This is a genomic window from Streptomyces sp. AM6-12 (assembly GCF_044327085.1).
Classification (GTDB): domain Bacteria; phylum Actinomycetota; class Actinomycetes; order Streptomycetales; family Streptomycetaceae; genus Streptomyces.
In genome coordinates this window covers 4,917,575-4,938,012 of sequence record NZ_JBIQWN010000001.1, presented here as the reverse complement: position 1 = coordinate 4,938,012, position 20,438 = coordinate 4,917,575, and the positions used below count along the sequence as shown (strand labels likewise).

The following is a 20,438-nucleotide window of genomic DNA, read 5'->3' as shown; positions in this document are numbered from 1 at the left end:
CGAGCCGGGAGGCGGGCCCGGCCGGGGCGCCCCCTCACTCCGCCTGGAGCACCAGCAGGGCCAGGTCGTCGTCCGGGGGTGACTCGCTGAAGGTGTGGACCAGGTGGCGGATCCTTTCCGCGATCTCCTCGGCGGTGAGGCCGGTGCAGGAGGCGAGGGCGGTGGCGAGGCCGTCGGCGTCGTCGAACTGGTGGGGGCCGCGGCGCCGCTCGGTCACTCCGTCGGTGACGCACAGCAGGCTCTCGCCGGGCCCGAGGTCCAGGGTCTCGCTGGTGTAGGTCTCGTCCTCGACCACTCCGAGCAGCGTCTGCGGGCGGGCCGCGGTGCGCACGCCCCCGTCGGGGCCGAGGACCAGCGGCAGGGGGTGCCCGGCGGAGGCGAGGGTGCAGCGGACCCCGCCGTCGTACGGGATCAGCTCGCCGTACAGGAGGGAGAGGAAGCGGGTCTGCGGGCCCTCCCCGCGGCCGTCGGCGGCGACCAGGGCGCGCGCCGCGGCGTCGGCGGCCTCCATGGCGTCGTCCAGCAGGAGCTGGTTGAGGCGGTCGAGGACGTCGGCCACCCGGTACCCCTCGCGGGCCAGCAGCCGCAGCCAGGGCCGGGCGAGGCCGATCACGACCGCCGCCTCCGGGCCCTTGCCCTGGACGTCGCCGATCGCGAAGCACCAGCGGCCGTCGCCCGCCGGGAACAGGTCGTAGAAGTCGCCGCTGGGGCCGCTCTGGTCGCAGGGCTCGTAGACCAGCGCGCTGCTCATGCCGGGGATCTCGGCGACCGCGCCGGGCAGCAGTCCGCGCTGGAGGACCGCGCTGATGGTGGCCTGCCGGGCGTACTGCCGGGCCGCGCCGATGGCGAGGGCCACCCGGCGGCCCAGGTCCTCGACCAGGCCGGTGATCTCGTCGGGGAAGCGGGCGAGCCCGCACCGCCCGATGACCAGCGTGCCCAGCGGCCGCCCGCCCGCCACCAGCCGGTACGCCAGCGCCGTACCGTCTGCGCCGTGGGCGCCCAGCGCGTCGCCGGGCCAGGGGTAGGGCGCGGGCCCAAAGCCGTCCCCCGGCCGCGGCGGCTCCTTCTCCAGGGCGTGGCGCAGCTCCTCGATGCGGTTCTCACTGGCGTGCCAGACGCGCGCCGGACCGTCGTACGACCCGCCGCGCGCCGACGCCTCGTCCTCCAGCCAGACCGCGCACCAGTCGGCGAGCCGGGGCACGATCAGCTGGCCGGTGAGGGCCGTCACCAGGTTCTCGTCCAGCTGGCCCGCGAGCAGGTCGGACGCCTCGGCGAGGAAGGACAGCGCGCCCCGGCCGAGCCAGTCCCGGTCGCTCTGGGTGCGCTGCGACTGCGGGGCCAGCGCCTCGGCGACCTCCAGCGCGTCCCGCACCCCGCCGCCGGCCGGGGGTTCGCCGCCGCCCGGTGGCAGCCTGGCCCACACCGACTTGGCGCCGGTGCGGTAGGTGACCCCCCAGGACTCGGCGAGCGCCCCGACCAGGCGCAGCCCCCGGCCGTACTCCAGGGTGTCGTACGACGGCTCGCCCGCGGTCGCGTCCCGCGGTGGCCGGGCCGGGTGCCGGTCCCCGACCTCGACCAGGAAGGTGCCGCCGTCCTCCAGGCACCAGTCGAGGGATATCTCGGTGCCCGCGTGCACCACGGCGTTGGTGACCAGCTCGCTGACGACCGCCGTGGCGTCGTCGACGAGCCGGGGTGCCACGGGTGCCTCGGCCAGCGCGGCCCGCACCAGGGCCCGCGCGGTGCCCGGCGCGAGCGGGCTGCCGGGCAACGCGGCGTGCCCGCGCGTCCGGCCCGCCGTCTCCCGCTGCATGGGTATGGCCGCCATGTCCATGCGGCCAGGGTGACAGACGGGGGTCGCGCATAAGCGTGAAGTCACCGAAGTGGCCACGCATGGCCGAGAAGCGTGCTAGGACGGCATCGAAAGGGGAACCTTTTCGAGCGCTGGTGGCCAAAAAGCCGCCCTGGGGGCGAGCGCTACTTCTCCCGCGTCCCGGCGTACATCTCGTCGATCAGCCCCTTGTACTCCCGTTCCACCACCGGCCGCTTCAGCTTCAGGCTCGGCGTGATCTCGCCGTGCTCCACGTCGAGATCACGCGGCAGCAGCCGGAACTTCTTGATCGTCTGCCAGCGCTGGAGCCCGGCGTTGAGCTGCTGGACGTACCCGTCGACCATCTCGACCGTCTGCGGCGCCGCGACGATCTCGGCGTACGGCCTGCCGCCGAGGCCGTTCTCCTTCGCCCACTCGGCGAGCGCGATCTCGTCCAGGGCGATGAGCGCGGTGCAGTAGTTCCGGTCGGCGCCGTGCACGAGGATGTTGGAGACGTACGGGCAGACCGCCTTGAACTGGCCCTCCACCTCGGCCGGCGCGACGTACTTGCCGCCGGAGGTCTTGATGAGGTCCTTCTTGCGGTCGGTGATCCGCAGGTACCCGTCGGGCGAGAGCTCGCCGATGTCGCCGGTGTGGAACCAGCCGTCGGACTCCAGCACCTCGGCGGTCTTGTCGGGCAGCTTGTGGTAGCCCTGCATGATGCCGGGGCCGCGCAGCAGGATCTCGCCGTCGTCGGCGATGCGCACCTCGGTGCCGGGCAGCGGCTTGCCGACCGTGCCGGTGCGGTAGGCCTCGCCGGGGTTCACGAAGGACGCGGCGGAGGACTCGGTGAGGCCGTAGCCCTCCAGGATGTGGATGCCGGCGCCGGCGAAGAAGTAGCCGATCTCGGGCGCGAGCGCGGCGGAGCCGGAGACACAGGCGCGCAGCCGGCCGCCGAACGCCTCGCGGATCTTGGCGTAGACGAGGGTGTCGGCGACCTTGTGCCGGGCGGCGAGGCCGAAGGGCACGGAGCGGCTGCCGGTGTGCCGGAAGTTGTCCTGCTCGGTCCTGGCGTACTCGCGGGCGATCTCGGCCGCCCACTGGAAGATCTTGTACTTGGCCGCGCCGCCCTCCCGCGCCTTGGCCGCGACGCCGTTGTAGACCTTCTCGAAGATGCGCGGCACGGCGGCCATGTACGTCGGCCGCACCACCGGCAGGTTCTCGATGATCTTGTCGACGCGGCCGTCCACGGCGGTGACGTGCCCGATCTCGATCTGGCCGGAGGTGAGCACCTTGCCGAAGACGTGCGCGAGCGGCAGCCACAGGTACTGCACGTCGTCCGGGCCGAGCAGCCCGGTCGAGGCGATGGCCTTGGCCATGTACGACCAGTTGTCGTGCGGCAGCCGCACGCCCTTGGGGCGGCCGGTGGTGCCGGAGGTGTAGATCAGCGTGGCGAGCTGGTCCCTGGTGATCGCGCCGACCCGCTCCTTGACCAGCTGCGGGTGCTGCTCCAGGTAGGCGGCGCCGCGCTTCTCCAGCTCGGCGAGGGTGATCACCCAGTCGTCGCCCTCCGGCACGCCGGCCGGGTCGATGACGACGACCTTCGTCAGCTCGGGCAGTTCGGCGCGCTTCTCGGCCGCCTTGGCGACCTGGGACGCGTTCTCGGCGATCAGCACCCGGCTCTCGGAGTCGGCGAGGATGAACGCGGACTCGTCGGCGTTGGTCTGCGGGTAGATCGTGGTGGTGGCGCCGCCGGCGCACAGGATGCCGAGGTCGGCGAGGATCCACTCGACGCGGGTGGAGCAGGCGAGCGCCACGCGCTGCTCGGGCTCGATGCCCAGCTCGGTGAGTCCGGCCGCGATCGCGTACACCCGGTCGGCCGACTGGGCCCAGCTCAGCGACTTCCAGTCGTCCGGGCCCTGCCCGGCGGCGGGAGGCACCGGGTAGCGGTAGGCCTCGGCGTCCGGTGTCGCCGCCACGCGTTCAAGGAAGAGGGCCGCGACGGACGGCGGACGGTTCTCGATCTGGGTCTGTGTGTCGCTCACGACATCCTCCGGGGCCCGCGACAGCGCGGCTGGTACTCGTGCGGCTGGGTTAACTCACGGTGGGGTTCGGGCGTTGTTTAACTCGCGAGTAACTATCGAGCAGGCATCAGAGTAAGGCGCGACCGCCCGCTGCGTAAGGGGCTTCACCCTGTCTCTTTCCCCGCGTCGGCGACGCGGAGTGACGGCACGGGCGCGCGGAGGCCCGCCGCGCTTTCGCACGACGGGCCCCCTGGTGTCCGTTTTACGGACGCAACCGCTTGTTACCTTCGGTTACTGTCCGATGCCCCCGGTTACTTCTTGCCCTTGGCCGACCCCGCGCTGTCATCGCTGGAGAGGACCGCGATGAAGGCCTCCTGCGGAACCTCCACCGAACCCACCATCTTCATCCGCTTCTTGCCTTCCTTCTGCTTCTCCAGCAGCTTGCGCTTACGGGAGATGTCGCCGCCGTAGCACTTGGCGAGGACGTCCTTGCGGATGGCGCGGATGGTCTCGCGGGCGATCACCCGCGAGCCGACGGCGGCCTGGACCGGCACCTCGAAGCTCTGCCGCGGGATCAGCTCCCTGAGCTTGGCGACGAGCCGCACGCCGTACGCGTAGGCCTGGTCCTTGTGGGTGATCGCCGAGAAGGCGTCCACCTTGTCGCCGTGCAGCAGGATGTCGACCTTGACCAGGCTGCTGGACTGCTCGCCGGTGGGCTCGTAGTCGAGCGAGGCGTAACCGCGGGTCTTGGACTTCAGCTGGTCGAAGAAGTCGAAGACGATCTCCGCGAGCGGCAGCGTGTAGCGGATCTCGACGCGGTCCTCGGAGAGGTAGTCCATGCCGAGCAGGGTGCCGCGCCGGGTCTGGCACAGCTCCATGATCGCGCCGATGAACTCGGTGGGGGCGAGGATGGTGGCCCGTACGACCGGCTCGTAGACCTCGTCGATCTTCCCCTCGGGGAACTCGCTCGGGTTGGTCACCGTGTGCTCGCTGCCGTCCTCCATGACCACGCGGTAGACCACGTTCGGGGCGGTGGCGATCAGGTCGAGGCCGAACTCGCGCTCCAGGCGCTCGCGGATCACGTCGAGGTGCAGCAGGCCGAGGAAGCCGACGCGGAAGCCGAAGCCGAGGGCGGCGGAGGTCTCCGGCTCGTAGACCAGCGCGGCGTCGTTGAGCTGGAGCTTGTCCAGGGCCTCGCGCAGCTCGGGGTAGTCGGAGCCGTCCAGCGGGTACAGGCCCGAGAACACCATCGGCTTCGGGTCCTTGTAGCCGCCGAGGGCCTCGGTGGCGCCCTTGTGCTGGCTGGTGACGGTGTCACCGACCTTGGACTGGCGGACGTCCTTCACACCGGTGATCAGATAGCCCACCTCGCCGACGCCCAGGCCGTCGGCCGGGAGCATCTCGGGCGAGCTGACACCGATCTCCAGCAGCTCGTGGGTGGCGCCGGTCGACATCATCTTGATGCGCTCGCGCTTGTTGAGCTGGCCGTCGATGACACGCACGTACGTCACGACACCGCGGTAGGAGTCGTAGACCGAGTCGAAGATCATCGCGCGGGCGGGGGCGTCGGCGACACCGACCGGGGCCGGGATCTCCTGGACGACCTTGTCCAGCAGCGCCTCGACGCCGAGACCCGTCTTGGCGGAGACCTTGAGCACGTCCTCCGGCTCGCAGCCGACCAGGTTCGCCAGTTCCTCGGCGAACTTCTCCGGCTGGGCGGCCGGCAGGTCGATCTTGTTGAGCACCGGGATGATCTTGAGGTCGTTCTCCATCGCCAGGTAGAGGTTGGCGAGGGTCTGCGCCTCGATGCCCTGGGCGGCGTCGACGAGGAGGATGGTGCCCTCGCAGGCGGCCAGCGACCGCGAGACCTCGTAGGTGAAGTCGACGTGCCCCGGAGTGTCGATCATGTTGAGGATGTGCGTGGTGCCCTGGTCGGGGCCCTCGGTGGGGGCCCAGGGCAGACGCACCGCCTGGGACTTGATCGTGATGCCGCGCTCGCGCTCGATGTCCATCCGGTCGAGGTACTGAGCGCGCATCTGCCGCTGCTCGACCACGCCGGTCAGCTGGAGCATCCGGTCGGCGAGCGTGGACTTGCCGTGGTCGATGTGCGCGATGATGCAGAAGTTGCGGATCAGCGCCGGGGCGGTACGGCTCGGCTCGGGCACGTGGTTAGGGGTCGCGGGCACGCAGGGTCCTGTCTCTTGAGGCGCCTTATGCCTCGGGTCGGATCGATACGTAGTCTCCATGGTCCCACGCGGAGGGACCGAAGGGCGTTTTGGGCCGCTCGCAGGGCCACTGGTACTGTAGATGGCTGTGCCTCATGCCCTCTCGGCCGAGGCACGATCAGAGAAATTTTGGATCACCGGTACGGGACCCGTGCGGCCCCGTGCCTGAACCTGAAAAGGCTCCTTCGTGGCGAACATCAAGTCCCAGATCAAGCGGATCAAGACCAACGAGAAGGCGCGGCTGCGCAACAAGGCCGTCAAGTCCTCCCTGAAGACCGCGATCCGCAAGGCCCGTGAGGCCGCTGCCGCGGGTGACACCGCCAAGGCCGTCGAGCTCCAGCGCGCTGCCGCGCGTGCGCTCGACAAGGCCGTCTCCAAGGGCGTCATCCACAAGAACCAGGCCGCCAACAAGAAGTCGGCGCTTGCTTCCAAGGTCGCGTCCATCCAGGGCTGAACGACCCCTTTGATCTGACCGCCGGAAAGACCCAGAGCGGGCCCTCTCTCATCCGCTCCCGACCGGCAGCCCCGAAGCCTCACGCGGCCTGCGTTCGCCACGCGGGTGAGGCTTCAGCATCCTGACCCGAAAACCCCGCCTCACCTGCCCTTCCCCAGGGTGGGGGGCGGGGTTTTCGGCGTGTCTGGGGGGCGGCTGGGAGGAACGGCTGCGGAGGGGCTGGGGTGGAGCCCCGGGGCCGCTGGTCGCTATCCCCGGCCGCGCGAGCGGGCCGCGTGGGCGATGGTGACCACGGCTTTTTCCAGGGCGTACTCGGGATCGTCACCCCCGCCCTTCACCCCCGCGTCCGCCTCCGCGATCGCCCGCATCGCCACCGAGACCCCGTCCGGCGTCCACCCCCGCATCTGCTGCCGTACCCGGTCGATCTTCCACGGCGGCATCCCCAGCTCCCGCGCCAGATCTCCCGGCCGCCCGCCCCGCGCCGACGACAGCTTCCCGATCGCCCGCACCCCCTGCGCCAACGCGCTCGTGATCATCACCGGCGCCACCCCCGTCGACAGCGACCACCGCAGCGCCTCCAGCGCCTCCGCCGTACGCCCCTCCACCGCCCGGTCCGCGACCGTGAAGCTGGAGGCCTCGGCCCGCCCGGTGTAGTACCGCCCGACGACGGCCTCGTCGATCGTCCCCTCGACATCCGCGGTCAACTGCGCCACCGCCGACGCCAGCTCCCGCAGATCACTCCCGATCGCGTCGCACAGCGCCTGGCACGCCTCGGGCGTAGCGGACCGCCCCGCCGTACGGAACTCCCCCCGCACGAACGCCAGCCGGTCCGCCGGCTTGGTCATCTTCGGGCAGGCCACCTCCCGCGCCCCCGCCTTGCGCGCGGCGTCCAGCAGGCCCTTGCCCTTGGCGCCGCCCGCGTGCAGCAGCACCAGCGTGATCTCCTCGGCGGGCGAGCCGAGGTACGCCTTCACGTCCTTGACGGTGTCGGCCGACAGATCCTGCGCATTGCGTACGACGACGACCTTGCGCTCGGCGAACAGCGACGGGCTGGTCAGCTCGGCGAGCGTGCCGGGCTGCAACTGGTCCGGGGTCAGGTCCCGTACATCCGTGTCGGCGTCGGCGGCGCGCGCGGCGGCGACCACCTCCCGCACGGCGCGGTCCAGCAGCAGGTCCTCCTGGCCCACGGCAAGCGTCACCGGGGCGAGAACATCGTCATTCGCAGTCTTCCTGGCCATCGCACCAAGCATCCCACGCCCCACCGACAACGCCCCGGCTCACGCCTCTCGGCCCCCGGCGGGCTACGGCTCCTCGCGCCACCCGTCCCACTCCCCCGCGAACTCGTCCAGCTCCTGCGGATCCAGCCGCTCCTCCTCGTCGGCCAGCACGACCAGCCACTGCGCGTCCTCGGCGTCGTCCTCGCCGGCCAGCGCGTCCCGGAGCAGCCGGGGTTCCTCGTCGAGGGCGAACCGCTCCCCGAGCGCCTCCGCCGCCTCCTCGGCCGCGTCCCGGTCGGGCAGCACCAGCACATGTCTCACATCGCTCACGCCGCCATTGTCCGACACCCCCGCGGCAGCGAAGCGCCAGGTCAGCCCCTGGGCCCCTGGGGCACGAGCTGTACGTCCAGATCGACCCGGATGCTCGGCCCCACCGCCGCGATCCCCCGCGCCAGCATCGACTGCCAGCTGACCGTGAAGTCGTCCCGGTGCAGTTCGGTGGTGGCCCGGCAGGCGGCCCGCGTCTCGCCCTCGATGCCGTTGCCGAGCCCGAGGTACTCCGTGTCGAGCGTCACGGTGCGGGTCACTCCGTGCAGTGACAGCGCGCCGGTGACCGTCCACCGGCTGCCGCCCCGGTGCGTGAGCCGGTCGCTGTAGAACTCCAGGGTCGGAAACCGCCGTACGTCCAGGAAGTCACCCGAGCACAGATGGTCGTCGCGCATCCGCACCCCGGTGTCGATGGACGCCGCGTCGATCACCACGTGCACCGCCGACCGCTCGATCCGCTCGGCGATCCGCACCGCGCCCGCGAAGGAGTTGAACCGCCCGTGGATCCGGGCCAGCCCGATGTGCCGCGCGGTGAAGCCGATCGAGGAGTGGCCGGGGTCGAGCTGCCACTCGCCGGGCGCGGGCGGCTCCGGCGGCGGGGCGACCTGGAGGGTGACATCGCCCAGCGAGGCGAAGGAGTCCTCGCCGACCAGCACGGTGGCCCGGTAGGGCGTGAACCCCTCGGCCGTCACCGCGAGCCGGTATTCCCCCGCCGGCACGATCGCCAGGAACGACCCGTACGGGTCCGTCCCCCCGGTCACCACCTTGCGCCCCATGGTGTCGCTGACCGTGAACTCGGCCCCGGTGACGGGCTGGTTGACCGGGTCGAGCACCCGGCAGCCGATCACCCCCGCACCGGCCGGCATCCGAACCGCCCCCAGTGGGCTCGCCGGTCGCGCCCCGTTCGTCCGGTTACCCAGCCAGCGGCCGAACATCCACTGCACCCCTGTACATCTCGACATCTTCTGTTGCCGAAGATCCATTCGATCACTGTTGCGGCTTTCGAGGCAACACGGCCCCACATCAAGGGAATCCAGCGCATGCGCCACAACTGAGCGCTTTTGATCGCCCCATGCCCGTTTCGCATCACCCTCGCGATGTCACGAACAAGAGACTTCCGCACCGAAGCTTCACATGAACATCACATACGGAGTTACGGTCATCCCTCCGACGCACCTTGGGGGGACCCATGAGCAACCCGTACCAGCCGTACGCCATGCCACCGCAGCCACCGCAGCCACCCACCCGCACGGCTCCCAAGTGGGCTCGCAAGCGCTACGTGTTGCCCGCCATCGGACTCGCCTTCTTCATCGGCATCGGAGCGGGTGCGAGCGGCCAGGACAACGGGACCGACGCCAAGCCGACGGCCGCCAAGGTGCAGCCGGCCGCCACTGTCACGGCGACCGCCACCGCCACGGAGACGGCGTCACCCGAGCCCGCGCCGACGGTCACGGCGACGAAGACCGTCAAGGTGAAGGTGACCGTCACCGCACACGCCCCGGCCGCCGGTTCCGGCAGCAGCGGAGGCTCGTCGGGCGGCTCCTCCGGCGGTTCGTCTGGCGGCTCCTCCGGTGGCTCGTCGAGCGGCGGCGGCTCCGGCTCCAGTTCCTCGGGAGGCTCTACCAGCGCCGGCAACGGCGCCACCGCCCTGTGCAACGACGGCACCTACTCCTATGCCGCCCACCACCAGGGCGCCTGCTCGCACCACGGTGGCGTGGCCGTCTTCTACCGCTAGCGGGACGGGCCGTCCCGCGACACCCTCACCTCCCTGCCCGCACCTTCGGCCCCGCCCACCGCGACCGCCCCGTCCCTGTCGGTCCGCAGCACCAGCGCGCCGCCGGCCCGCAGCGCGGCCACCGTCGACGGGGCCGGATGCCCGTAAGGGTTTCCGGTGCCGCACGAGATGAGTGCCACGCGGGGAGCCACGAGCCGTATCAACTCCGGGTCTTGGTAAGCCGATCCGTGATGGGCCACCTTCAGTACGTCCACCCCGGCCAGCCCCGCCGCCTCCGGGTACCTCAACAGGGCCTGCTGGTCCGGGGGTTCGAGGTCCCCGAGCAGCAGCAACCGCAGCCCGCCCGTGCGCACCAGCAGGGCCACGCTAGCGTCGTTCGGACCGTCGAACTCGGGGGCGGCGACCGGGCCGGGTCCGCTGAACGGACCGATCCCCACCGGCGGGCCGGTGCCCGTCGGCGGACCGGTACCCGTCGGCGGACCGGTGCCCGCCGGTGGCCACAGCACCCGCCAGGACAGCGGGCCGGTGCGCCGTTCCTCTCCCGCGACGGCACGGGTGACCGGGATGTGCCGCCCGGCCGCCTCCTTCCTGACGAACTCCGCCTCCTGCCCCGGCTCCTCGAACCCCGTCGTCTCGATCGCCGCCACCTCCCGCCCCCGCAACACCCCGGTCAGCCCCGCCACATGGTCGGCGTGAAAATGGGTCAGCACGAGGAGGGGAACGCGGGTGATGCCCAGCTGCCGGAGACAACGGTCCACCGCCGCCGGATCGGGCCCGGCGTCCACGACCACCCCGGCTCCGGCGCCCGCCGCCAGCACGGTCGCGTCGCCCTGCCCGACATCGCACATCGCGTACCGCCAGCCCGGCGGCGGCCAGCCCGTCACCACGCGGGTCAGCGGCGCGGGGCGCACCACCGCCAGCAGGAGCAGCGCCCCGAACAGCCCGGACCACCATGGGTGCCGCACCAGCCGCCGCCCGGCCAGGACGACGGCCACCGTGACCGCCGCGAGCAGCAGCGCCCCCGGCCAGCCGCCGGGCCAGTCCACTCCCGCGCCGGGCAGCGCGGCCCCGGCCCTCGCCACTCCGGCGATCCACCGGGCCGGCCAACTCGCGCCCCAGGCGAGCGCCTTGGCCAGCGGCATCGCCACCGGTGCGGTCGCCAGCGCGGCGAACCCGAGCACCGTCGCGGGCGCCACCGCCGCCTCGGCCAGCAGATTGCAGGGCACCGCCACCAGGCTCACCCGTGCCGACAGCACCGCCACGACCGGCGCGCACACCGCCTGCGCCGCGGCGGCCGCGCCCAGCGCCTCGGCGAGCCTCGGCGGCACCCCGCGCCGCCGCAGCCCCTCGCTCCAGCCCGGAGCCAGTACCAGCAGGGCGCCGGTGGCCAGCACGGAGAGCAGGAAGCCGTAGCCGCGGGACAGCCACGGGTCGTACAGCACCAGCAGCAGTACGGCTGTGGCCAGGGCGGGGACGAGGGATCTGCGGCGGCCCGTGGCGAGGGCGAGCAGCGCGATCGCTCCGCAGGCGGCTGCCCGCAGCACGCTGGGATCGGGCCGGCACACGATCACGAAAGCCAGCGTGAGCGTCCCCGCGAGCAGGGCGGTCGCCCGGAGGGAGAGCCCCAGGCGCGGGGCCAAGCCCCGTCGCTCGGTCAGCTGGGCCAGCCCTGGCGGGCCGATGAGCAGGGCGAGCAGCACGGTGAGATTGCTGCCGGAGACCGCGAGGGTGTGGGTCAGATCGGTCGCCTTGAAGGCGTCGTCCAGCTCGGGCGTGATCCGGGAGGTGTCCCCGACGACGAGGCCGGGCAGCAACGCCCGCGCGTCTTCGGGCAGTCCATCGGTCGCGGCCCGCAGGCCGTCCCTCAGCCGGCCCGCCCACCGCTGTGCCCCGCTCGGCCCCGCGACGATCCTCGCTCCCGGCAGCCCCCGCACCCTGAGCACGGCCGCCGTCCGGTCACCCCCGGCAAGGGCGGGTGCCAGCCGCCCGCCCACCCGCAACCGCGTGGACGGCAGCAGCCGAAGCCAGGCGGCTTGTCCGGCACGTGCCCGGGAGCCCGCGGCCGACGCCGCCACCCCGTCCGCCGGCACCCCGGCACCCTCGGCCGCCGTTGCCGACCCGTCTCCGGCCGCCCTACGCCCCCGGCCCGGCAGCCCAGGGCCGCCCGGAGTCCCCTGTGCCGGTCCAGCCCCCTCGGGCCCCGCCACATCCCCGTCGACCACCACCAGCACCGGCGCCCGAGTCCGTGTACTCCTCCCGTCGCTCTCCTCGACCCGTCTCACCTCCGCCCGGATCAGCACCGCCACCGGAGCCGTGTGGTCCCCGCGCACACGGGGTCTGCTCAGCCAGGGGTCGCCGGTCACCTCGATGTCGGCGGTGACGGTGGCGGAGCGGCGGGCCAGTTCGGGGACGGGACCGCGTCGTACGTCCGCGCCGTGCAGCCCGGACGACGTGGCCGACGCGGCGACGCACAGCAGCACCGCGGCGAGCGAGGAGCGGGCCCAGGCCGGGTGCCTGCCCGGCAGCCGCGGGCCCGCCCGGCTCGCGCTCAGCAGGACCGTCCCGCCGAGCAGGGAGACGGCCGCGATCCACACGGTCCAGCCCGTCGGCGCGTCCAGGGTCAGCGCCGCCGTGACCCAGGCCGCGAGTGCGGGCGGGACCATGCGCAGGTCCATGGGGCCCGGCTCGGGCACGGGCTCGGGGCCGGTGTCGTGGGCGGACATGGCGCTCATGGCCGTACCAGGTCGCGGAGGTCGGTGAAGCGGCGGTCGCCGATGCCGTTGACCTGGCGGAGTTCGTCCACCGAGCGGAAACCGCCGTGCCGGGTGCGGTAGTCGAGGATGTGCCGGGCCAGCACCGGGCCGACGCCCGGCAGTGTGTCGAGCTGCTCCTCGGTGGCCGTGTTGAGGGAGACGGGTGCGGCCGGGCCGGACGGGGCCGCGGTGCCGGCGGGGGCGACGGCGGCCGGCTCGCCGACGATCACCTGCTCGCCGTCGACCAGGAAGCGGGCCCGGTTGAGACCGTCGGTGTCCACACCCGGCCGCACCCCGCCCGCCGCCCGCAACGCGTCGGCCACGCGGGAGCCCGCGGGGAGGCGGCGGACCCCCGGAGCGCGGACCTTGCCGCCGACGTCCACGACGATCTCCCCGCCCAAAGTCGCGGCGCCGGCCCGGTCCGCGCCGGGTGTCTTCGCGTACGTCGGCTGCGCACGCACCACTTGGGGCGCGCTGACCGCCTCGGGCCGGCCCGACCAGAAGTGCTGCACGGCGAACAGCGCGGCCACCACCAGCAGCACCGCGAGCGCCACGGTCCCGCGCCACTCCACACCGCACCGCGACTGCAACCACACCGGCAGCCGCTCCCGCAGTGCCGCCCCGGCCCGCTCCCGCCAGTCCGACGGCACCGCAACGGTGGCATCGGCAGGCTCCGGCGACGGCACGGGAACGGGGGCATCGGAAGGCTCCGGCGACGGCACCGGTCCGTGGGCGCTCGCGTCCGGCGGGGCCTTCCCCGACTCCCGCCGCTGCACGGCCTGTTCGCCGAAGAGGAGTTCCGCCCGGTGCCGCAGATCCTCCGCGGGTGCGTGCGCGCGGTGCCGGATACGCCGGTGCTCGCTCGCGCGATGCCGCACGCGGACGTCGGAGGCGGGGCCGCGGCCGGGGCCGCTGGTCGGGGTGACGGTGCGAGGACGTGATCGAAGTGCCATGCGAGGAGGATCGGACATCCCGGCACTTCGCGATGATCTTGGTCGAATTCCGGGGAAACCAGGCGGGTTGTGGATAACTCCGCCACTCGTGTGGGTGACCTTCCCCGAGGCCCCGGCCCTACCGCTACCTCGACCGCTCCCAGGCGACACCCCCACCGCGGTCGAGCATTCCCGACCACGGACCGCCGCACCGCACCGCGCAGACCGTTCTCACCGCGGCGTCCGTTCTCACCGCGGCGAGACCACCGCCCCCAGCAGCCCCGGCCCGGTGTGCGCCCCGATCACCGCTCCCACCTCGCTGACGTGCAACTCCCCCAGCCCCGGAACTCGTTCGCGCAGCCGGTCGGCGAGCGCGGCGGCGCGTTCGGGGGCGGCCAGATGGTGGACGGCGATGTCGACCTCCGCGTCCCCGGCCCGTTCGGCGGCGAGTTCCTCCAGGCGGGCGATCGCCTTCGAGGCCGTACGGACCTTCTCCAGCAGTCCGATGCGGCCGTCGTCCAGCCGGAGCAGGGGTTTGACCGCGAGCGCGGAGCCGAGCAGGGCCTGGGCGGCGCCGATGCGGCCGCCGCGGCGCAGATAGTCGAGGGTGTCGACGTAGAAGTAGGCGGAGGTGCCGGCGGCCCGCTTCTCGGCGGCGGTGACGGCCTCGTCCACGGTGCCGCCCGCCTCCGCCGTCTCGGCCGCGGCGAGGGCGCAGAAGCCGAGGGCCATCGCGACCATCCCGGTGTCCACCACCCGCACGGGCACCGGTGCCTCACGGGCCGCGAGGACGGCCGCGTCGTAGGTGCCGGACAGTTCTCCGGACAGGTGCAGGGAGACGATGCCGCGCGCACCGGACTCGGCGACCCTGCGGTAGGTCTCGGCGAACACCTGGGGGCTGGGGCGCGAGGTGGTGACGGGGCGCCGCTTGGTCAGGGCCTGGGCGAGGGCGCGGGTGGAGATCTCGGTGCCCTCTTCGAGGGCCTGGTCGCCAAGGACGACGGTCAGCGGGACCGCGGTGATGCCGTGCCGCTCCATCGTCCGGTGCGGCAAGTAGGCCGTGGAATCGGTGACGATGGCGACATGGCGGGACATGAGCTGGAGGTTACCCGCCGGGACGCACGCGCGGCAGCCCGGCCCCTGACGTGTGCCCGGGGGCGGCCCCCTCACGCCCGGAACCCGGGTGATCCGGTGAAGGTCAGGTGGTGCTCTCGGGGCGGGGAGCCTTCTGCCAGGGGTAGGACGGGCGCGGGGTGGGCGGGGTGAGGGAGTGGGGCGTGGGCTCCGGGGCCGGCTCCTCGGTGGCGCCGGGCCGGGTCCAGTGGCGCAGGGCGTCGGCCTCTATGTCGATCTGGGCGCTCAGGGTGCCGAGATCGTCATCCGCGAAGCGGCGGGCGCGGTCGCGGACGGCCCAGCGCAGGGCGTCGGCGGACTGGGTGATGCGCTCTGTGCGGGCGCGCAGATCGGGCAGCCGGTACGCGAGCGTGGCGCGGTCGGGCTCGGCCTCCAGGCGCTTGAGGTCGGCGTCCAGCTCGTGTCCGTGCGCGCTGAGGCGCTGGAACAGGCCCAGGGACTCCTTCAGCGACTCGTCCTCGGCCGCGCCCGCGTGCAGTGCGTCCTGGGTGGCGCGCATGGAGGTGCGCAGGGTCAGGCGCAGCTGGGCCAGCTCGGCTGCGGGACCGACCTGGGCGAAGGACTTGGCGCGCAGCGTGTGGTCCTCGACGGTGCGCCGGGCCTGGACGATGGTGCGGTCCACGCCGCGCTTGGCGGCGCCCACCACCTTGACCGTGGCGTACGCGCCCAGGGCGACGAAGGCCAGGAAGAACAGGGCGATGACGATGATCACTGCTTCCACGACGCTCCTCCTCGGGCCGGTGCGCCACGCGTCGCGGCACTCCTCAACGGTAAACGCAGCGGGCAGGCCCGAGGTTCCAGAAAAACCCCGAACCTGCCCTTAGGGGAGTACCCCGAGAGGCGTCGCGATTACGCCGGAACGATGTTCACCAGCTTCGGCGCGCGCACGATCACCTTGCGGATGCTCGCGCCGTCCAGCGCCGCGGCGACCTTCTCGTCGGCCAGCGCCACCTTCTCCAGCTCCTCCTCGGAGATGCCCGGCGGCACCTCCAGGCGGGCCTTGACCTTGCCCTTGATCTGGACGACGCAGGTCACCGTCTCGTCCACCACGTAGGCGGGGTCGGCGACCGGAAAGTCCTGGTGGACGACCGAGTCGGTGTGGCCCAGGCGGCGCCACAGCTCCTCGGCGACGTGCGGGGCCAGCGGGGCGATCATCAGCACCAGCGGCTCGGCGACCGTACGCGGCAGGGTGACGCCGGCCTTGGTCAGGTGGTTGTTCAGCTCGGTGACCTTGGCGATGGCGGTGTTGAAGCGCAGGCCCTCCAGGTCCTGCCGCACCCCGTCGATCGCCTTGTGCAGGGCGCGCAGCGTGTCCTCGTCGGGCGCCGCGTCGACCACGGTGACCTCGCCGGTGTTCTCGTCCACGATGTTGCGCCACAGCCGCTGCAGCAGCCGGAACTGGCCGACGACCGCGCGGGTGTCCCAGGGGCGGGAGACGTCCAGCGGACCCATGGCCATCTCGTACAGGCGCAGGGTGTCGGCGCCGTACTCGGCGGCGATCTCGTCCGGGGTCACCGCGTTCTTCAGGGACTTGCCCATCTTGCCCAGCAGGCGGCTGACCTTCTCGCCCTGGTAGTAGTACGCGCCGTCGCGCTCCTCCACCTCGGCGGCCGGCACGGCGATGCCGCGGCTGTCGCGGTAGACGTAGGCCTGGATCATGCCCTGGTTGAACAGCTTATGGAACGGCTCCGCGGAGGAGACGTGCCCCAGGTCGAACAGCACCTTGGACCAGAAGCGGGCGTACAGCAGGTGCAGCACGGCGTGCTCGGCGCCGCCCACGTACAGGTCGACACCGCCGTGCGGGCGGCCCTCGGCCGGGCCCATCCAGTAGCGCTCGATCTCCGGGTCGACCATCTTCCGGTCGTTGTGCGGGTCCAGGTAGCGGAACTCGTACCAGCAGGAACCGGCCCAGTTGGGCATGGTGTTGGTCTCGCGGCGGTACTTCTTCGGTCCGTCGCCCAGGTCCAGGGTGACGTTGACCCACTCCGCGTTGCGCGACAGGGGGGTCTCGGGCTGGGTGTTCGCGTCGTCCGGGTCGAAGGTGCGCGGGCTGTAGTCCTCGACCTCGGGCAGCTCCAGCGGCAGCATCGACTCGGGCAGCGGGTGGGCGATGCCGTCCTCGTCGTAGACGATCGGGAAGGGCTCGCCCCAGTAGCGCTGGCGGCTGAACAGCCAGTCGCGCAGCCGGAAGTTGACGGTGCCCCGGCCGATGCCCTTGCGCTCCAGCCACTCGGTGATGCGCGCCTTGGCCTCGGTGACGCCCAGGCCGTCCAGGGTGACGCCCTCGCCGGTCGAGTTGACGATCTTCGCGTCGTACGAGGAGAACGCGTCGTCCCAGTCGGCGGTGTCGGTGCCCCGGCCGTCGGTCGGCTCGACCACGCAGCGCACCGGCAGCTCGAAGGCGCGCGCGAAGGCAAAGTCACGGCTGTCGTGCGCCGGGACGGCCATGATCGCGCCGGTGCCGTAGCCCATCAGCACGTAGTCGGCGATGAAAACGGGGATCTGCTCGCCGTTGACCGGGTTGGTGGCGTACACGCCGGTGAAGACGCCGGTCTTGTCCTTGGCCTCGGCCTGGCGCTCGACGTCTGACTTGGCGGCGGCCTGCGCGCGGTAGGCGGCGACGGCCTCGGCGGGGGTGGCGTGGCCGCCGGTCCACGCCTGGTGGGTGCCCTCGGGCCAGGCCGCAGGGGTGAACTTGTCGACCAGGGGGTGCTCGGGCGCCAGCACCATGTAGGTCGCGCCGAACAGGGTGTCCGGGCGGGTGGTGAAGACCGTGATCCGCTCGCCGTCCACGGGGAAGTCGACGCGGGCGCCCTCGCTGCGGCCGATCCAGTTGCGCTGCTGGAGCTTGATGGCCTCGGGCCAGTCCAGCTCCTCCAGGTCCTCCAGCAGGCGGTCCGCGTAGGCGGTGATGCGCATGTTCCACTGGCGCAGCTTGGACTTGAAGACCGGGAAGTTGCCGCGCTCGGAGCGGCCGTCGGCGGTGACCTCCTCGTTGGCCAGCACGGTGCCCAGGCCGGGGCACCAGTTGACCGGCGCGTCGGAGGCGTAGGCCAGGCGGTACTCGCCCAGGACGTCGGCACGCTCGGCGGCGTTCAGCTCGTTCCAGCCGCGCGTGGTGCCCGGAATCGCGCGCTCACCGGTCTCGAACTGGGCGATCAGCTCGGCGATCGGTCGGGCCTTGCGGGCCTCGTCGTCGTACCAGGAGTTGAAGATCTGCAGGAAGATCCACTGGGTCCACTTGTAGTACCCGGGGTCGATCGTGGCGAAGGACCGGCGCTTGTCGTGGCCCAGGCCCAGCCGGCGCAGCTGGGCCTTCATGTTCTCCATGTTGGCCTCGGTGGACACGCGCGGGTGCGTGCCGGTCTGCACCGCGTACTGCTCGGCGGGCAGGCCGAAGGCGTCGAAGCCCAGGGTGTGCAGGACGTTGTGGCCGGTCATGCGCTGGAACCGGGCGTAGACGTCGGTGGCGATGTAGCCCAGCGGGTGGCCGACGTGCAGGCCCGCACCGGAGGGGTACGGGAACATGTCCATGATGAACTTCTTGGGCTTGGCGGCGTCCTCGCCCGCCAGGTCGCCCTGCGGGTTGGCGGCGGCATAGGTGCCGTCGGCGTCCCAGAAGTCCTGCCAGCGTGCCTCGATCTCGGCGGCCATGGCGGCCGTGTAGCGGTACGGGGCGGTTTCCGCGCCCGTCGCGGCGGCAGCGGGGTTCGTCTCGCTCATGATCCTCAAAGCTCCATCGATCGTCTCTGCCTGCAGAAATGAAAAATCCCCTCACGCAGGAGGGGACGCCGCGCCGATGCCGACCTCACAGAAACACCGGGGTCGGGACTGATCAGCGCGGCCCGCTAAGCAGAAGGCGTACGGCACGCATGGCGCCTAGGGTACCGCAGGCACCGATCGGGCGGGGACACAGGGCACGAATAGGCCGAGAGCGGACCACCCTTCCGGATGATCCGCTCTCGACTTCTGTGGAGCTAAGGAGAATTGAACTCCTGACCTCCTGCATGCCATGCAGGCGCTCTACCAACTGAGCTATAGCCCCTTGTTTTGTTTCTCCGCCCGGTTCCCCCGGCGACGTCGTAAACATTACAGGCACTGGGCCGGAGCGCCAAATCGGTTTCCCTCGCGCCCACTTGGTCACGAATGTCCGTTTTTACGATGATCAACTCAGGCGGCGACGAAGGAGTAGAACCTCTTGAGGGTGCAGTGCTCCTCCAGGAGGCGCCCGTAGATCGGCTCGCCCTCCAGCTCCCGGTACGTCTCGATGGGGTCGCCTTTTATGATCAGCGCCCGCGCGCATTCCTCGCACCAGTACTGGTAGTCGGCGTTGACCGGCTCCATGTCGCGCACGATGGGCGTACCGCTGCCGCACCAGTCGCACTTCCGCCTGTGTGCACCCATCGATCAGCTCCCGTCGGACCGCGCCCCCTTCCGGCCGTCCGATTCTGCCATGAGGGGACCGACACGGTCAGCGACGCTTCAGTAGCACAAACAGAAGATCCCGCCCCCTGACGGGGACGGGATCTTCCTCCTGTGGAGCTAAGGAGAATTGAACTCCTGACCTCCTGCATGCCATGCAGGCGCTCTACCAACTGAGCTATAGCCCCTTGCTGTGTTCTTCCCGCTCGGCGGGGCGAACAAGAAGAACTTTAGCCTGTGACCTGCCGGAAAGTGAAATCCGGGGTGTGGGACGCCGTCGCCGGCTCAGTCGTCGTCGCCGAGGACCGGCTCGGGCAGGGTCCCCGCGTTGTGCTCCAGCAGGCGCCAACCGCGCGCGCCCTCGCCCAGCACGGACCAGCAGCAGTTGGAGAGGCCGCCGAGGCTCTCCCAGTGCGGGGCCTGGAGGCCGAGCAGCCGGCCGATGGTGGTGCGGATGGTGCCGCCGTGACTGACGACCACCAGGGTGCCGTCCGCCGGCAGCTTCTCCACATGCCGCAGGACGACGGGCGCGGCCCGGTCGGCGACCTCGGTCTCCAGTTCGCCCCCGCCGCGGCGGACCGCCTCGCCGCGCTTCCAGGCGGCGTACTCCTCACCGTGGCGGGCGATGATCTCCTCGTGCGTCAGCCCCTGCCAGACGCCCGCGTAGGTCTCGCGCAGGCCCTCCTCGCGGGTGACGTCGAGGCCGGTGAGGGCGGCCAGCTCGGCGGCCGTGTCCGCGGCCCGCGCGAGGTCCGAGGAGACGATCGCGTCGGGGCGCAGGGAGGCCAGCAGCCGGGCGGCGCGGCGGGCCTGCCCGACGCCGGTCTCGGTCAGCGGCACATCGGTGCTGCCCTGGAAGCGGCGCTCCACGTTCCACGAGGTCTGGCCGTGCCGCCACAGGATGACGCGGCGGCCCCGGTCCCTGCGGTCGGTCACCTCACCTGTGGCGCTCATCACCACTCCCCGCCCGGCTCACCGCCGGCCTCGGACTCCTGGAGCTTGGCGTGCTCCTCGCCCTTGCCGCGGGTGGCCTTGGCGTCGGCGGGCAGCTCCAGCTCGGGGCAGTCCTTCCACAGCCGCTCCAGGGCGTAGAAGACGCGCTCCTCGCTGTGCTGGACGTGGACCACGATGTCGACGTAGTCGAGCAGGATCCAGCGGGCGTCGCGATCGCCCTCGCGGCGCACCGGCTTGGCGCCGAGCTCCTTCTGGAGGCGCTCCTCGATCTCGTCCACGATGGCCTTGACCTGGCGGTCGTTCGGCGCGGAGGCGAGCAGGAAGGCGTCCGTGATCGACAGGACGTCGCTGACGTCGTAGGCGATGACGTCGTGGGCGAGCTTGTCCGCGGCCGCCTGGGCGGCGACGTTGATGAGCTCAAGGGAACGATCGGTGGCGGTCACTGCATGGCTTT

16 protein-coding genes and 2 tRNA genes are annotated in these 20,438 nt (G+C 71.9%); 2 read left to right on the top strand and 16 right to left on the bottom strand.

The genetic code is table 11. The features are described from left to right. Positions 1-34 precede the first annotated feature (34 nt). The 3 genes from ACE4Q9_RS22375 to lepA all read right to left on the bottom strand — a co-directional run bounded on the left by ACE4Q9_RS22375 (position 35) and on the right by lepA (position 6,017). Positions 35-1,825: a SpoIIE family protein phosphatase gene (locus ACE4Q9_RS22375; RefSeq protein WP_397987299.1), complete on the bottom strand. Its 1,791-nt coding sequence runs from the start codon at positions 1,823-1,825 to the stop codon at positions 35-37. A gap of 149 nt (positions 1,826-1,974) precedes the next feature. After that, positions 1,975-3,852: an AMP-dependent synthetase/ligase gene (locus ACE4Q9_RS22370; protein WP_397985999.1), complete on the bottom strand. Its 1,878-nt coding sequence runs from the start codon at positions 3,850-3,852 to the stop codon at positions 1,975-1,977. A 290-nt stretch (positions 3,853-4,142) separates the two neighbouring features. Continuing rightward, a complete protein-coding gene (gene lepA / locus ACE4Q9_RS22365) occupies positions 4,143-6,017 on the bottom strand; it encodes a translation elongation factor 4 (RefSeq protein WP_397985998.1) in 1,875 nt (624 codons plus the stop codon). Between the two features lie 226 nt (positions 6,018-6,243). On the opposite strand from lepA, the gene rpsT reads away from it, so the two are divergent. After that, positions 6,244-6,510 (top strand): 30S ribosomal protein S20, encoded by a 267-nt coding sequence (gene rpsT / locus ACE4Q9_RS22360; protein ID WP_397985997.1) that lies wholly within the window; start codon positions 6,244-6,246, stop codon positions 6,508-6,510. Positions 6,511-6,758: 248 nt separating this feature from the next. Here rpsT and holA read toward each other — a convergent pair whose 3' ends face one another. The 3 genes from holA to ACE4Q9_RS22345 form a co-directional block, all read right to left on the bottom strand. Then, positions 6,759-7,748, bottom strand: coding sequence for a DNA polymerase III subunit delta (gene holA, locus ACE4Q9_RS22355; protein WP_397985996.1), 990 nt, complete (start codon positions 7,746-7,748; stop codon positions 6,759-6,761). Between the two features lie 63 nt (positions 7,749-7,811). Further along, the gene (locus ACE4Q9_RS22350; protein ID WP_397985995.1) at positions 7,812-8,057 is read right to left on the bottom strand and encodes a hypothetical protein; all 246 of its coding nucleotides are present in this window, start codon (positions 8,055-8,057) and stop codon (positions 7,812-7,814) included. Positions 8,058-8,098: 41 nt separating this feature from the next. Beyond that, the gene (locus ACE4Q9_RS22345; protein WP_397987298.1) at positions 8,099-8,989 is read right to left on the bottom strand and encodes a YceI family protein; all 891 of its coding nucleotides are present in this window, start codon (positions 8,987-8,989) and stop codon (positions 8,099-8,101) included. Positions 8,990-9,243: 254 nt separating this feature from the next. Between ACE4Q9_RS22345 and ACE4Q9_RS22340 the strand changes: the two genes are divergently transcribed. Further along, on the top strand, positions 9,244-9,789 hold the full coding sequence (locus ACE4Q9_RS22340; protein WP_397985994.1) for a DUF3761 domain-containing protein: 546 nt from the start codon (positions 9,244-9,246) through the stop codon (positions 9,787-9,789). Here the strand turns inward: ACE4Q9_RS22340 and ACE4Q9_RS22335 are convergent. The 10 genes from ACE4Q9_RS22335 to rsfS form a co-directional block, all read right to left on the bottom strand. Then, entirely contained in the window at positions 9,786-12,521 is a 2,736-nt protein-coding gene (locus ACE4Q9_RS22335) for a ComEC/Rec2 family competence protein (RefSeq protein ID WP_397985993.1), read from the bottom strand. The genes ACE4Q9_RS22340 and ACE4Q9_RS22335 overlap by 4 nt on opposite strands. After that, positions 12,518-13,495 carry a helix-hairpin-helix domain-containing protein gene (locus ACE4Q9_RS22330; protein ID WP_397985992.1) on the bottom strand — a complete coding sequence of 326 codons (978 nt, stop codon included), beginning with the start codon at positions 13,493-13,495 and terminating at the stop codon, positions 12,518-12,520. The genes ACE4Q9_RS22335 and ACE4Q9_RS22330 overlap by 4 nt, the downstream gene beginning before the upstream one ends. Before the next feature lie 228 nt (positions 13,496-13,723). Continuing rightward, positions 13,724-14,569, bottom strand: a complete 846-nt coding sequence (locus tag ACE4Q9_RS22325; protein WP_397985991.1) for a DegV family protein — start codon at positions 14,567-14,569, stop codon at positions 13,724-13,726. A gap of 103 nt (positions 14,570-14,672) precedes the next feature. Continuing rightward, positions 14,673-15,329 carry a hypothetical protein gene (locus ACE4Q9_RS22320; RefSeq protein WP_397985990.1) on the bottom strand — a complete coding sequence of 219 codons (657 nt, stop codon included), beginning with the start codon at positions 15,327-15,329 and terminating at the stop codon, positions 14,673-14,675. 128 nt (positions 15,330-15,457) lie between these two features. Beyond that, complete coding sequence (gene leuS / locus ACE4Q9_RS22315; protein ID WP_397985989.1) at positions 15,458-18,331, bottom strand: leucine--tRNA ligase; 2,874 nt, start codon at positions 18,329-18,331, stop codon at positions 15,458-15,460. A 249-nt stretch (positions 18,332-18,580) separates the two neighbouring features. Then, positions 18,581-18,653: transfer RNA gene (locus ACE4Q9_RS22310), tRNA-Ala, on the bottom strand. Positions 18,654-18,778: 125 nt separating this feature from the next. After that, entirely contained in the window at positions 18,779-19,012 is a 234-nt protein-coding gene (locus ACE4Q9_RS22305; protein WP_037655034.1) for a hypothetical protein, read from the bottom strand. Between the two features lie 133 nt (positions 19,013-19,145). After that, positions 19,146-19,218, bottom strand: a tRNA-Ala gene (locus ACE4Q9_RS22300). A gap of 97 nt (positions 19,219-19,315) precedes the next feature. After that, a complete protein-coding gene (locus ACE4Q9_RS22295; RefSeq protein WP_397985988.1) occupies positions 19,316-19,984 on the bottom strand; it encodes a histidine phosphatase family protein in 669 nt (222 codons plus the stop codon). Continuing rightward, a complete protein-coding gene (gene rsfS, locus ACE4Q9_RS22290) occupies positions 19,984-20,427 on the bottom strand; it encodes a ribosome silencing factor (protein WP_397985987.1) in 444 nt (147 codons plus the stop codon). Before rsfS ends, ACE4Q9_RS22295 begins: the two co-directional genes overlap by 1 nt. Positions 20,428-20,438 lie beyond the last annotated feature (11 nt).